We start from the raw sequence: 14,936 nt of genomic DNA, 5'->3' as shown, positions 1-14,936 counted from the left end.
ATTACTGTTCCGGATATTGCTCATAAATCTTCAGACCGAATTCATTCGCCAAGGCATAGGCATGCTCCATGATATCGGCGAGAATGTGCTCATAATTCACCCATACCTTATCCTTGATGAAGAAATAGAACTCGATAGGAAGACCGCATTGCGTGGCTTCCATGTGGCGCACCATCAATGTGAGATCGGTATTGACCTCTGGACGCTGGCGCAGATACTTCTCCATGAATTTACGGTAAAGCTGGAGATTGGTAGGGGCAAGGGCTGCAGGATTCTTTAAATCCTCAATATCCTTCCCTTCTTGTATATCTTTATCTATCGCCTTCTGCAACGACTCCTTCAGTTTAAACGAATCTTCGGTGGCGAAATGCTTGGCAAGCAGATTACGTTTTAATGTCTCATCCACCAGACGGACACTACGGAAATCGAAGTAAACCACGCGCTTCACTCTTCGTCCACCACTCTTCTGCATACCAATCCAGTTCTGGAACGAACCATTCACCAGGGTAATAGGCGAAATGGTAACGATGGTGTTATCAAAGTTGCGCACCTTCACGGTCGTGAGTGACATATCCTCAACGATACCATTGGCATCCACCGACTTCACCGTAATCCAGTCGCCCTTATGCAACATATCATTGCTGGTAAGACGCACACCAGCCGCCAATCCCGTGATGGTATCCTTAAAGACCAGCATCAGGACTGCCGAGGTAGCACCCAAACCGGCAAAGAGGGTCATCGGGTTCTTGCCCAACAGGATGGCAACCACCACCACGCCAGCCACGAAGAGCATCAATACCCTGAGAACACCGCAGAAAGTATGGAAATACTGCTGAGCCGACGAGCGTCGTTCCTGAGAATCCTCCAATCCTTTGAAAGACCCGATGAAGACCAGAGCCGTACGCACCGACATCACCACGATATAGATGCCCGTAGCCCGCTCCAATATCTCCTTGAATATCGGATACTCCAGATAAATCAGCGGCATGAGCGACCATATCACCACAGCCGGCACAATATGGCAAGCCGAGGTGAGCACCTTCTTGTTCAGCAGCACATCATCCCAAGTGATGTCCGTCTTATCAGTAATCTTACTGATGAGCGGAACCAGTATCTTGCGACAAAGAAAATCGCTCAGCATCGCCAAGAGAATGGCTGTAATGGTGAGCAAGATATGGCGCAGCATGGGCACAAAATCACCAGTGACTCCTGCCCATGTTATCATTTCATCTACAAACTTACGAATTTCCTCCATAAAACTATTAACTATCAACTATAAACTATCAACTATAAACTATCAACTAACGCTCACGGTTGGCAGAGCAAAGTACATACTTTATCTGCAAAGTGTCTGGCATTATTGCCATGCATGATACCATTGTTGATGATGGCGAAACAGAGTTCATGACCATTGGCTGCGGTACAGTAACCCGCCAATGAGATGATACCCGTCAGCGTACCCGTCTTTGCTTTCACATTGCCATGCACAAAACTGTTCTTCATACGCTTTTTCAACGTACCGTCAACTCCACCGATAGGCAGCGAATGCTTCAGATGGTCCATGATATTGCCGTTGAGATAAGCATAACGCAGCAGTTTCACCTCCAGTTCGGCACTGAGATAATTATAGAGCGAAAGTCCCGAGCCGTCAGCCAGTTTATATCTTGCCGGATCGAGTCCTATCTTGCGGATAAGCTGTCTTTCCACATTCCGGGCACTCTTGGCACTTGCCCATTTATTGCCCGTAGAAGCCGCAATCTGATAATACATGCTCTCGGCATAGAGATTATCACTCTCCTTCATCATCTTGTGCAGAATCTGATCCATCGTATGGAATCGGGTACAGACAGTAAAGGCACTCGCAGGGCAAGTCTTCTCTGAAGCCCCAAAGCAGGAATATTCGATGCCCTCCTCACGGAGCTTGGCAAGAAACTTATCCATAAAGATGTCCTTGCGCTGGAATACCAGTGGCGAAAGCACCGGATTGTCATCATCCCAGCACCAGCCTTCACCCAACAGGTCGGCATCCTTCAAAGAGCGGTCGGCATAGATGCTGCCACGGATGGTGTCAACACCCATATCCTTCAGACTATTGACAAATGCCGACATATCATCGCTGTTGAAACGGGGATCCATACCGCCTATACAATAGACATCACCTGTCAATACTCCATTCTCAATGGTACCGGTATATTTCAGAGTGGTTTTAAACTGGTAAGAACCGCCCAACTTATCGAGCGCCGTAATGGCAGTCAGGAGCTTCATCGTACTTGCCGGACGCATCAGCTGTCGTTCATTTCTCTGAAAGATACAAGAGTCAGCAGACAGGTCCCAGACCATCAGTCCTACCTGTGATGTTTCGAACATCTTGCTTTCAAGGAGTTTATCAATACCCACCTTCACCGATTCTGGCCAAGGCAAATTCTGCGCCAGCGTATCCGCAGCCAGTGAGTCAACGAGTGTAGAGTCGGAAATATCCTCCTCATCAACCGTTTCTATTCCCTCATCTTCAATCACATTCTGGGCCTGCACCGGTACAGAGATCCATACCATCATCAGACCCAACATCATATATATTATCTTTTTCATCACAATCAGTTCACCTGAACTTAAAAGAAATTATTTATTTTTGATTCTCTCCATAAATGCCTCTTCATTATCCGGCTGAACGGTCACAATATTATTATGTCCGTATTCGATAACCACACAATGGTCTAATCCGAAGAAAGTCTTGGCGATCTGTACATCAATGACATCACATAGCGGCACATTTCTGTTGGAAGAGAACCTGCCCTCATTGATGATGAGATATTCCATCTCCTCATCCAGGTCTATCGGTTTTACCATCTTGAAGGTATAGGTTGTATTCAGTATGCGCTCTATCATGCCCACGATGATGATAGCCACAAAGATGCCGATGATAGCCAGCTTGACCCAGAAGAAGTAGAGAGCCAGGATTGCGAACACCGCCACACCGATACGTGCCGTCAGCGTAAAACGCTTATGAAAAGTTCTATCTGCCATAACTTTGATTTATTACCTTATATTATTGTCGTTTTTACGACCTTTTGATAGTCTAAAAGACTATATAACCTTAAATTTCGCTGCAAAATTACAAAAAATCCCTCTCTTATTACTCATTTTAAAGATTAATTATTACTTTTGCAACGAATTAAGAATTAATTCTGAGAGAATGGGGCTGTTTTATAGATAAAAACACCTGTTCTTAATATTGAAATTAGATAAGAATAAACTCAATGGTTTATAAGTATGATTTTCTAATTATCGGCTCAGGAGTTGCCGGTATGAGTTACGCCCTGAAAGTATCCAGAGCGCATAAAGGTAAGGTGTGTATGATTTGCAAAACCTCGCTCGACGAGGCTAACACGTCATTCGCACAAGGTGGTGTGGCGTCAGTTACCAACTTGGAAGTGGATAACTTCGACAAGCACATACAGGATACAATGATTGCTGGTGATTATATCAGCGATTATAAAGCTGTGAAGCAGGTTGTCACCATGGCACCGGAGCAGATCAAAGAGCTCGTGCAGTGGGGCGTCAACTTCGATAAGCAGCAGGACGGCAAGTTCGACCTCCACCGTGAGGGCGGTCACAGCGAGTTCCGCATCCTTCATCATGCAGATGATACGGGTGCAGAAATCCAGCGCGGTCTGATGGAGGCTGTGCGCAACTGTCCAGATATCGATATCAAGGAAAATCATTTTGCAGTAGAGATTATCACTCAGCACCATCTCGGTGCCCGTGTTACCCGCCGCACTCCTTATATCAACTGTTACGGTGCATACGTATTGAATCCTGATACCCAGAAGGTGGATACCTATCTGAGTAAGGTTACCGTGATGTGTACCGGTGGATGCGGTGCTGTTTATCAAACTACCACCAACCCTGTGATTGCCACTGGCGATGGTGAGGCGATGGTATACCGTGCCAAGGGAACTGTAGCCGACATGGAGTTTGTCCAGTTCCACCCAACCGCTCTTTATCATCCGGGCGAAACCCATCCTGCCTTCCTCATCACCGAGGCTATGCGTGGTTATGGCGGCATCTTGCGTCTGCCTAACGGCGAAAGTTTCATGGAGAAATATGATAAGCGATTGAGTCTGGCTCCTCGTGACATCGTGGCTCGTGCCATCGATAAGGAGATGAAGATTCACGGATTGGATCATGTCTGTCTCGATGTAACCCATAAGAATCCAGAGGAGACCAAGCGTCACTTCCCTAATATCTACGCCAAGTGTCTGAGCATCGGCATCGATATTACTAAGGATTATATCCCTGTTCGTCCTGCCGCTCACTATATGTGTGGCGGTATCAAGGTAGATTTGAACGGCTGTTCAAGCATCAACCGTCTCTATGCTCTCGGCGAGTGTTCATGCACCGGTCTGCATGGCGGTAACCGTCTTGCCAGCAACTCGCTCATCGAGGCTGTGGTTTATGCCGAGACTGCTGCCAAGCACAGTATTGAACATGTAGATGAATACGACTTCAACGAGAAGGTACCAGAATGGAATGATGAAGGTACTTTGACCAACGAAGAGAAGGTGCTGATTACACAGAGCGTGAAAGAGGTGGGCGAATGCATGAGCAACTATGTAGGCATCGTGCGCAGCGATCTCCGTCTGAAGCGAGCATGGGACCGCCTCGATCTTCTCTACGAAGAGACAGAAAACCTCTTCAAGCGTGTAAAGGTAAGCAAGGAACTCTGCGAGCTCCGCAACATGATTAACGTGGGTTATCTCATCACCCGCATGGCGATAGAACGCAAGGAGAGCCGTGGTCTCCACTATACCATCGACTACCCTGTTCATGCTTACGACAAGGAGTAATCAAGAATTATCAGAATATTAAAAAGCTCGGATGCTTGTGATGCATCCGAGCTTTTTTAATTTTCAAGAATTTGAGAATTAGAGAATTTACTTCCTACCTATTGGTTCTAGTGAATTTTCTTTTTATCTCGTCAGCGAGAACTTGATGCTCAGGCCGAAATCCTGTGTGGTGGTAGGATAACTGCTGCTCGACAGGAGCGGTGTGTTAGTCTGACGGTCATAATAGAAACTCATGGTAAGGAGTTTGCTGAAGGTATAATCGGCAGAGAAACTCAGTTTCAGAGCATTGTTGCCGCTACTGGCACTGCTTACCATTGAGGCAATATCACGAACGATGGCTGCCTGCTTGCGGAAACTGAAGTCAAGACGCAGATTCAGATCATGGTTGGTACCATTCTGAACTGTCTTGGTGGTCGACGCATTCTTATTGGCAGCATTCTTATTGCCGCCCTTCGACTTGGAACGGGAGACCTTGGTGCCCCAACCGAAAACATCGAAGTTGTTGATGCGGTAACCCATACCGATTACCCAGTCCTTACTCAATGCCTCGTTCAGCTGCACACTCGTCATACTGAGGTTCAATACACGGGTCTGGCGATATTCTGCCTTCACCGTCATATTATTGTTGAATGTGACATCCATACCCAATAATGGCGAGAACGACTCGTTGATACTTACCTGCGAAATGTTGAACATGCTGCTTGGAGATGGATTGCCCGTAGTGACATCACTCACGAAGCCGAGACCGTTCATATACTCCTGGAAGGTGCTGTAACTGTTGTAGCTGCCAACCGCAAAGACGCTTTTGTAAGAGTGGTTGATGTTGACACTCTTGAAGTGCTCGTTGAACCAAGGCAGACGTCCCAGTCCACTGTAACGGATAGTCCAGTTTGGCAACATCCGACTCAATGCCGGGAATACCGAGAGCGAATTGCCACCCATCGAGGTATAAGCCTTGAGGAAGGCAGGAATCATGACATCGCTGCTATACTGGTTGACCGGCGTGCGGGAAGCATCAAACTTGCCGCCAGCCAGAGCCGAACCAGTCGGATAAACGGTACCTGCATACTGCGCCTCTACCCTATCTCTGAAACCAGCCAGCGAGTTGACAAACTTCTCGAAGGTCTTGCTGCGATACCCCGAATTGGCATTGCCCATTCCCTCGAAAGCCGAACCCAGCGAGATGGTAGTCATCTGGAAGGCTCCACTCTGGGTAGTTGGCGTTCCTTCATACATATACTGTATGCTCTTCTGCGTGGTCTTGGTGCGTGTGGCAGAGAGATCAATCTTGAAATCCTTGACAGGCTCCAGGGTGGCACGCAACGTAAGATTATCCGTTCTGCTGGTAGTGGCTGGTGTTGCGATACTGTCGTTGCAGAGCAGCCAGTCGTTGTTTCTAGCCTTCTCGATATAATCGTCGCCAACCATACCGAAGGCGAAGTCAAGACCCGGTGCCATCTGTCCCACCTTCTTCTGTCCGAAGGCATCACCCACACTAGGCAAGAAGCCCGGCAGGGTGAGCTGATAGCTGCTGCGATAGTTGATGCTCACATTGCGCACCATCATTGCCAGGCGACTAGCCAACTGCAATCCCTTATACCATTTCTTATCATCAAGCGGTTCCTTAGCCAGTACGGAGAGTTTCACCTTCATGGCAGTATCTACCTTTGAGATGATTCTGATCTGGTTATTATCCACCTTTTTATATTTAAGCGGGAACACTTTGCCGTCTTCCGTCTTGGCATTCACAATCAGTCGCTTGGTATTCTTGCCGTGGCGTATCTTGAATGTGGTATCAGGCAGGAGGGTGATTTCCCGTTCGAAGGCACGCTTGTTCTTAGGCAACGCCTTCTTAGGATCAGCCGCCTGTTCCTTTGCTTCCTGCTTCTTTTTCTTTTTTTCCTGCTTCTTGCGCTGCATCTGTGCCCTACTCTGGGTACGGTCAAACTTATCGTTTACCTTCTTCAGGAAAGGCACATGGTTGTAGAGTTTCACCAGGTTGAAGTTTCCGTTCAATGTCAGTTCGCACTGGGTATTGATGGTGTTTCCATACGAGTTACCCTCCTCATCCTCTGTACCGCGCTCCCAAGAATAGTTGGCATTGTAAGAGGCATCGCTGTTCACCCAGTCGAAGACAGGCAGCAGATTGAGAGGCACCTTGTAGGATGCCTGGAAATTCTGACTGTAGTCAAGCGGTGCACCCCAGTGGCGGATGCTGGTCCATACGGAATCCTTCCAAGCATGATACTGGTCGGCATAAAGATCCTTGTTGACCGGTGTATAAGGTTCCTCTATCTGTGCATGGGTAGCACTCTGGAAGTTCATGTGCAGGTTCTTGGTCAGATTCCAGTTGATGGAGAACTCACGGTTCCAGAGGAACTGCTCACTGAAGGTGAGCGGCAACTTGGAGTCTACTCCGGCAGCTCCACTCATCAGGGTTTCCATATCGCGCTCCTGCAACTCGTAGTAATCGCGCGTCATCTCGGTATTGAAGGCTATGTTCTGCGGCAGCCAGTTCAGTCCGAAACGTTTCAGAATGTCGAGCCACTTACTCTTGTTCTTCAGTCCCTTGAATGGTTCCCAAGCCTTATAAACCGGGCTCCACGAATAATCCAGGGCTCCGCGCCAGTTGTCCTTGCGCTCATACATCGTCGTTTCACCCGTAGTATACTGATGCTGATGACTGTAGGTGAATGAGAAGTTGGCTGGATCGTATGGCATCGGATGACGCTTGGTAGCGATACCCACCCGGGCATTCGAGATGGAGAAGTTGGTCTGCGTAATCTTGGTGGCAGCGATATTCTCGATAGAATCGCGCTCATGCTTGGATCCGGCAGCATCGAGGGCATCCTTCAATTCCATATCAGTATCCAGCGGATTATACTTAGGAGTGGTCTTCTCCTTGGTAACACTATAATATAAAGGTATGCTCACCTTCGCCTTGTCAGGGAAGAACTTACCCATTTCGAGCGATGTGGTCACACTGTAGGTACCATAATTATCGGTGGTGCGACTTGCCACGCCATCTTCCAGACCGCCGAATCCCTCGCTGATGTATCTGCCGGTGGCATTCACGCTACCCAAATCGGAGAGTTGTACGTTGAGGTTGGCATTGGCAGCCCAACCGCCCGAATTATTATGTTCCTTGAGTCGGAGTTCGTTTATCCATACCTCACCGCTCTTGATGTCGGCAGAATTGTTTCTCACACCCAGCATCATGGTCTTCACTTCGCCGAGACTCGGATTACCCACGATGGTAATCTTGTTCTGCGGATGTTCTGCATCCATCATGGAATAAGGAGCGAGATAAGAAGCCACACCCTGTGCCTTCGCCTTGTTGCGGTTTTTCTTCAATGCCGTAAAGACACTCAGCGGCACATCGAGCATATTCTCCTCAGGCCATACCGCCTTACAGTCGGCTAGCACATAGCGATTGTAGTTGGAGCGTGGCTCGGTGAGTTTCAGCGGGATTTCATACTCGTAGTAATTATTCTTGTAATCGCTACCCAGACGGATGAAGACTGAGAGATCACCATCCTGCAGACGGGTGGTATTCTGCTCCAGGGCATTGGCATGGGCAAACATCTGGATGCGCTTGTACTGGCGCAGATCAAGGGTAGAATTCTTATAAACCGCCTTCGCCTCGCCTGTGCTCATATTCTTGACCACCAGACTCAACGCCTGCTCGTTCGCCTCAACCAACTGAGGCTGACTAGGATCCTGTTCGCGCTTGATACCCGGAGGCAAGACATAGTTGACCGGTGTCTTCTCGCCGTTCTCTTCCAGACTCACGCTGCTTGCGTCGATGGTTCCGCCACTGGCTGCACTAAGCGGCTGATCATAAGTACGCCACTTGCCCATCACGAGGTCGAAGGTACCAAAACGCAGCACGATAGGTTTCTTGAAACCGGTGAGGAACATACGCATGAAACGGATGCTGGAGAAATCGTTGATGTTGCCCTGCCGGCTCTCAAACTCATCGATAGGTATGCGGAACTGATACCAGGTAACGGTAGACTTGGTATTATCACGCCAGGTCTGGCTGTATTCACGCTTATCTACAATATGATTGTTACCCACCACGAGATCTTCCGGACGGATGCTGACACGGTACTGGAAGTATTTCTCATATTCGTTGAGGGTATAATCCTGGTTGATATCCTCGACATCCGGCGTTGACTTATAAGAAGTATCATAGCTCTCAGAACGGCTGTCGCTGTCAGGCGAGTTGCCCTGAGGATTGTTGATATACTTATATCGCTGCAAGATAGGAGCGCGCATCTCATCCCAGTCGGAACCGCGGAAATAGTGGTAGTCATCACGTGCCGGATCGGCAAAGATGCTGTCGAATACCGCCTGGTTCACCTTGCCCTGAATCTGGTCGAGATAAGCACTCTTGTAGAATTCCTGCTCCTCGGCATCAGTCAGTCCGTTGAAACCCACATCCTGCAAGGCTCTGCTGCCACTGGTGGTAGCAAAGGCATAGGTCACGGTGCTCTGGGTAGGAATCTTACCCCACTGGGTATAGGTGTAGCTCTTGCTGCCATCTACCGGCATGCCACTCTCATAGAATTTCTTGCCATCACGCAGGATATCCTCGCTCACATCGCCCAGATTGATGTAGAAATCGCCACCATAATCGGCAGCATCAGCCTCTTCGCGGGAATAGATGAACGGATCGAGCATCCAGAACTCGATGTATTCGATGTTTGCCTGCTCGAAATCGTTGGTATCCAGCTTACGCATCATTCCGCCCCAGTTGCGCTGCGGATTCTGCAGGGTTCCGTCTGCCTGCAAATCTGTTACATTGAAGTTGTATGGTCCCGGCTCACTTGGATAGTAAGCCAGATTGAGTACATTCAGGGTATTGGTAGCGCCCTGATAACTGCTCTGGTCGCGCAATGGGAAGAGCTCCTTGGTATAGACCTCGCGAACATAATGGTTACTCAACTGCTTGAGGTCGCCCTTGATATGTCCCGGAGTGAGCGAACTTCCACGGCGGGTGAACAGCGGATCGATGGTATACCAGGCTAGGCGCGAACGGTGGAAACCGCTGCTCAGACCGGTCTTATCGCTGTAATCGTCCTTGAAATTGAGCGAAGGCACACTGGATATAAACCAGGAGGTAGGAGTCGTTACATCGATGGTAGTCTTCGTACCCTCGAAGTCATCGATATAAGATGCATTGTCCTGTGTGCCGCCTGCCTCACCGGCAATGAGCTGGGCAAATTCTCCTGTAAAGGATATCTGCGATGGCTGGGTGAGGTGCAGGAATGGTATCTTGTCAAGCACATTGGTGAGCCACTGACTCTCCTTGCGCCAGTTGAGATTGATGCCCCAAAGGGTGTTCTTCAGCGGTTCGGAGCCCATGGATACCTTGGTGGTAAGCGCCTGTTCGGAGAGGTGCTGGATAGTACCGCTCAACTGGAAGTTCTTGGTAAAATCATACTCCCAGTTCAGTCCGAACATCGTTTTTCGGGTTTGTCCGAAATCGGTATTACTCTCCAGAGAAACGTTGACAGCCGTACCGGCATCGATGATGCTCTGGTTCAGGATGGTCACCTCACCGGCACTGTAATCTACCGAATAGTCGGTGCCCTCTTTCAGGGTGATACCGCCTGCCGTAACGACCACCGAGCCCTGTGGCACATTGTAGGCATCAAGCGAGATGACATTGGCTGCAGAGCCCTTGAACTGTCCCACAATCTGATACTTGTTCTTTTCGGCTATCTGCTTGGCTACGGTCTTCGTACTGTCATAGAGTTCGGTAAAGGCATACTTTTCTGCCTTGTCGGCAGCCACGCCCCGCTTGACCAGATAATCACGCATATAACTGCCGAAAGGCTCTACCTTCGGAATGAACACGCGTCCATTAGAGATGGTATAGCCTTCTACATAATCGAAATATCCATTGCTGTGTGCCTTGTTGTTGTTATCCAGACGGTCGGCGCCCAGCACACGGATGATTGGCTGCTCCTTCACCTGCTGCTCAGGGATATAACTGAGATATACGCCGGTGGTATCGCTCTGGTATTTCACATCCAGGCGGAACTTCTCCTTCTCTACGGTAGAAGCCAGATAATAAACGTTCTTCATCATCAGCCCCCAGTTGCCCTGTCGCGGATTGTTACTGGTATTCTTGAGCGATTTCACGAAGAGTGCCTGCTTGGTATCGCTGAGATCGGATGCAAACTCGCCCACCTGATAGGTAACGCCTCCCGATGTATACTCATAGGCTACGGCAAGTACCTGATCGGTCTGCAGACTGGTTTTCAATGAGATATAACCCAATGCAGTATTGACCGTATACTCTGAAGAATTGAGCAAACGGGCACTCTCCAGTTTCTCATAATCGGCTCCGCCAACCAGTCCGCCTCCATCGAGAGTGGTTGCTGCCTGGTCGATGTCACGGGCAGCAGCATATTGCCCTGTCATCGCCGCATACTCTGTATTCGCCTGGTTAGAAGGCACCTGTCCGCTCGCCGTCCACATCGGGTTGCTCAGTTTCTGGTTCTCGCCCAGGTCGGTCAGGGCTAAGATGTTTCGGGTATTGGTGGTATTGCCGGTTTTGTTGGTAACCCACACCTCCACGCGGTTGATGGTGATGCCCGTGGTGAGATTAGGAAGTTTCTGCATCCAGGCATCATAATGATTTCTGAAATACTGGGAGAGGAAGAAGTGGCGGTTCTCCTCATAATCGGCCACATTCAGTTCGAAAGGGGTAAGCTGCACACCGCCCCTGGTAGATACGCTCTTCGATGCACTCTTCTTCTGCGAAGCTACCATCTGCAGCTTGAGTTTGCCAAACTGCATATCGGTTCTAACACCAAACAGACTGCTGGCGCCTTTGATGAGCGAAGAGTTGGAAGGGAAGGAGACGTTGCCCGCCTCAACGAGTTTGATGATTTCATCTTCCTTGCCGTCGTACTTCAGTTTCATGTTCTGTGCATCGAAATCGAAGGTGGCATCGGTGTTGTAATTCAGGTTCATGTTCACCTTATCGCCCACCTTTCCGTTGACGTTGAGATTAATTTTCTCATCAAAATCCATCATCGTCGTCTTTCGGTTGCGGATAGGCAACGAAGGATTGTCGATGTTTTTCTTGTTGATACCGAACTTGAGTTCGGCAGAACCCTGTGTCTTCACTCTGATGCCACCAGGACCGAAGATTTTCTCGGCAGGTCCCAAGTCGAAGTGCATATCTGAGAAATCGAACTTCTCCTTGCCTTTTGCCTGAAAGATTTCATCGTTTTGCTTGCGGAAGTAGCTGTTGCGCTGCTGCTGTTCGGTCCATGCAAGATACTCTTTCGGAGTGAGCATGATAGGAGCCGAAAGCCAGGTTGAGCCTATGCGGTTGCCGATGATATAGCGGTCGAGGGTATCGTTGTAGACTACCTGATATTGCAGATTATCAGGACGTTTCAGGTCGAGCGGACTCTGATAGAGGTCGCTCAGGGAGTAAGGTTGGGTGCGCTGAATCTGCCAGCGGGTATGCAGCAGCGAATCGGGAATGGTATCTTCATCGAGCTGCACGGGCTGTGCTGTGCTGGTATGGGTTTTCTTTTTATCGTCCTGAAGTTGAGGCAAAGCTATCGCATAGCCGAAGGTTGCCACCATCAGCCAAGCCAATAGAAAAGATATGAATCTTTGCTTCTGTTTCATCGACAAAAAACTCCTAACTTATTTGATTTGCTTCAATGCCAGTTTCACAACCTGTTCTACGGGGAGATCAGGCTGTGTCTTGAGGATATCTACTACTACCTTGGCAGATGGTGCCGGCGAGAAGCCGAGCATGGTGAGGGCGCTTACCGCCTCATCCTTTACGTCATTGTTTACCATCACCACATTGCCTCCGCTGGCTGGCAGTTCGTCAGCGATGCCGAGGCTCACGATTTTATCTTTCAGGTCGATGATGATTCGCTGTGCTGTCTTCAGTCCGATACCCTTCACGGTTTTCAGCACCTTGTCGTTACCTGTAGAGATGATTTCACAGAGTTCGCGTGGCGAGAGTGAAGAGAGAATCATACGGGCTGTATTTCCGCCTACTCCTGAAACGGTGATGAGGAGGCGATAGAGTTCACGTTCCTGTTTGGTAGCAAAGCCGAAAAGGGTGAAAGAGTCATCTCTTCCACCAGCCACCAGCACTTCGTGAACATAGAGTTTCACTTCCTGTTTGCCCTGAATGGCAGTATATGTATTGAGCGATATATTGAGTCCGTAGCCCACCCCCGCAGTCTCAACAACAGCCAGCGCAGGTGTCAGCTCTGTCAGATCGCCATGAATATATTCTATCATTTTCTTTTTCTCCTAATTAAATAATATATTATATAACGTACGAAGGGCGGGATTATTGTAATAGACATCCATAAAATTACGTCCCGACGTAGCATGTAATACGTCCCGACGCAGAGCCAGAGACGTCGGGACGCAGCAAAAGCTACGTCGGGACGTAATTCTAAGCACATCGGGAGGTATCGGAAAGAGGATGTATGATGTTTCGCTACAAAATAACGAAACTGTAAGGCTCTTGCTACAGATACCTTATAAATCTCCGCTTATTCATACCCAAAAACTATGATTTTACTACTTTTTGCAACTTTTATGAGTTAAAATTCTATTAAAACGTCACGTATTTCAAGAAAAAGCTATACTTTTGCAACCGGAAATAGAATAAAAAGCGGAAAATATATCCGTTGGATGACTAAACCGCAACAAATAAAAGAAATTAAAACAACAAAATAAAAGAAATAAGACAATGAAGAAATTTAGAGCAGCCGTAGTAGGATACGGCAACATCGGTAAGTTTACTGTTGAAGCACTCGAAGCAGCTCCTGACTTTGAGATTGCAGGTATTGTACGTCGCCAGGGTGCCAAGGACAAACCAGCTGAGTTGGCAAACTATGAAGTAGTAGATGACATCACTAAGTTGAAGGATGTAGATGTTGCAATCCTCGCAACCCCTACCCGCTCTTGCCCTGAGTATGCAGAGAAGATCGTTGCCCTCGGCATCAACACCGTAGACAGCTTCGATATCCACACCAGCATCCTCGACTACCGTACCAAGCAGATGGAGAACTGCAAGAAGGCTGGCAAGGTAAGCGTTATCTCTGCCGGCTGGGATCCAGGTTCTGATTCTATCGTACGTGTTCTGATGGAAAGTCTGGCTCCTAAGGGTTTGACATATACCAACTTCGGTCCTGGTATGAGTATGGGTCACTCTGTTTGTGTTCGTGGCAAGAAGGGCGTAAAGGAAGCGCTCTCTGTAACCATCCCATTGGGTGAGGGTATCCACCGCCGTATGGTATACGTAGAGTTGGAAGAAGGTGCCAAGCTTGAGGATGTAACAGCCGAAATCAAGGCAGATCCATACTTCGCTCATGATGAGACCCACGTATTCGCCGTAGCATCAGTAGATGATGTAAAGGATATGGGTCATGGTGTGAACCTCGTTCGCAAGGGTGTATCTGGCAAAACCCAGAACCAGCGTTTCGAGTTCAATATGAGCATCAACAACCCAGCCCTCACCGCTCAGGTATTGGTTAACGTGGCTCGTGCTTCATTCCGTCTGCAGCCAGGTTGCTACACCATGCCAGAGATTCCAGTCATCGACATGTTGCCAGGAACCCGTGAGGAAATCGTTGCAACACTCGTATAAAGACATTGAACTTTGAGGTTTGAACATTGAACTTTATGATTAGTTTTACAGGTTCAGATTCATAGTTTAGCAAACAATAACGGCTCGCAAGATTCTGTCAAACAGAAATCTTGCGAGCCTTTTCTTCTCTTATTTACACCTATCTGCGATTATCTTTAAGAAAAGGCGTACAAGTTTTTCAAAATCATCTATCATCCATCACGATTTTCGAGAGAAAGCTATATAAGTTGCTGATAAACAACAAATAACACGAGTGACGGATATTTCAAAAGGGGGCTTTATCCATCACGCATCCCTCACGATTTGGAGTAAGCGGCTCCGCGTTTATACCTTGCATAATTCAAAAAAAGCAGTAACAGCTGATTAAATAAGTGCTGTTACTGCTTTTTCCATCGGTCTGGAAGTAAGTCTCTATATTTTTCCAATGGGGTATT

The 14,936-nt window shown here is 48.2% G+C and carries 7 protein-coding genes; 2 read left to right on the top strand and 5 right to left on the bottom strand.

What is annotated here, in order from left to right:
* Position 1: 1 nt before the first annotated feature.
* The 3 genes from ACWJAO_RS09875 to ACWJAO_RS09865 are packed head-to-tail and all read right to left on the bottom strand — an operon-like array spanning position 2 to position 3,024.
* Positions 2–1,255 (bottom strand): mechanosensitive ion channel family protein, encoded by a 1,254-nt coding sequence (locus ACWJAO_RS09875; RefSeq protein ID WP_144151106.1) that lies wholly within the window; start codon positions 1,253–1,255, stop codon positions 2–4.
* A gap of 53 nt (positions 1,256–1,308) precedes the next feature.
* Positions 1,309–2,589 carry a D-alanyl-D-alanine carboxypeptidase/D-alanyl-D-alanine endopeptidase gene (gene dacB, locus ACWJAO_RS09870; protein ID WP_264901277.1) on the bottom strand — a complete coding sequence of 427 codons (1,281 nt, stop codon included), beginning with the start codon at positions 2,587–2,589 and terminating at the stop codon, positions 1,309–1,311.
* A 30-nt stretch (positions 2,590–2,619) separates the two neighbouring features.
* Positions 2,620–3,024 carry a hypothetical protein gene (locus ACWJAO_RS09865; protein ID WP_144151110.1) on the bottom strand — a complete coding sequence of 135 codons (405 nt, stop codon included), beginning with the start codon at positions 3,022–3,024 and terminating at the stop codon, positions 2,620–2,622.
* Between the two features lie 233 nt (positions 3,025–3,257).
* Between ACWJAO_RS09865 and nadB the strand changes: the two genes are divergently transcribed.
* On the top strand, positions 3,258–4,847 hold the full coding sequence (gene nadB, locus ACWJAO_RS09860) for an L-aspartate oxidase (protein WP_287862420.1): 1,590 nt from the start codon (positions 3,258–3,260) through the stop codon (positions 4,845–4,847).
* A 123-nt stretch (positions 4,848–4,970) separates the two neighbouring features.
* On the opposite strand, the gene sov is transcribed toward nadB, so the two are convergent.
* Together sov and ruvA are read right to left on the bottom strand one after the other, a co-directional pair.
* A complete protein-coding gene (sov, locus tag ACWJAO_RS09855) occupies positions 4,971–12,509 on the bottom strand; it encodes a T9SS outer membrane translocon Sov/SprA (RefSeq protein ID WP_449140127.1) in 7,539 nt (2,512 codons plus the stop codon).
* An 18-nt stretch (positions 12,510–12,527) separates the two neighbouring features.
* On the bottom strand, positions 12,528–13,142 hold the full coding sequence (ruvA, locus tag ACWJAO_RS09850; protein ID WP_287819334.1) for a Holliday junction branch migration protein RuvA: 615 nt from the start codon (positions 13,140–13,142) through the stop codon (positions 12,528–12,530).
* A 460-nt stretch (positions 13,143–13,602) separates the two neighbouring features.
* Here ruvA and ACWJAO_RS09845 point away from each other — a divergent pair, with 460 nt between their 5' ends.
* Positions 13,603–14,502, top strand: a complete 900-nt coding sequence (locus ACWJAO_RS09845; protein ID WP_006849374.1) for a diaminopimelate dehydrogenase — start codon at positions 13,603–13,605, stop codon at positions 14,500–14,502.
* Positions 14,503–14,936: the final 434 nt, after the last annotated feature.

The sequence above is a fragment of the Segatella sp. genome (genome assembly GCF_977051555.1).
This window is presented reverse-complemented; position numbering and strand designations above follow the sequence as displayed.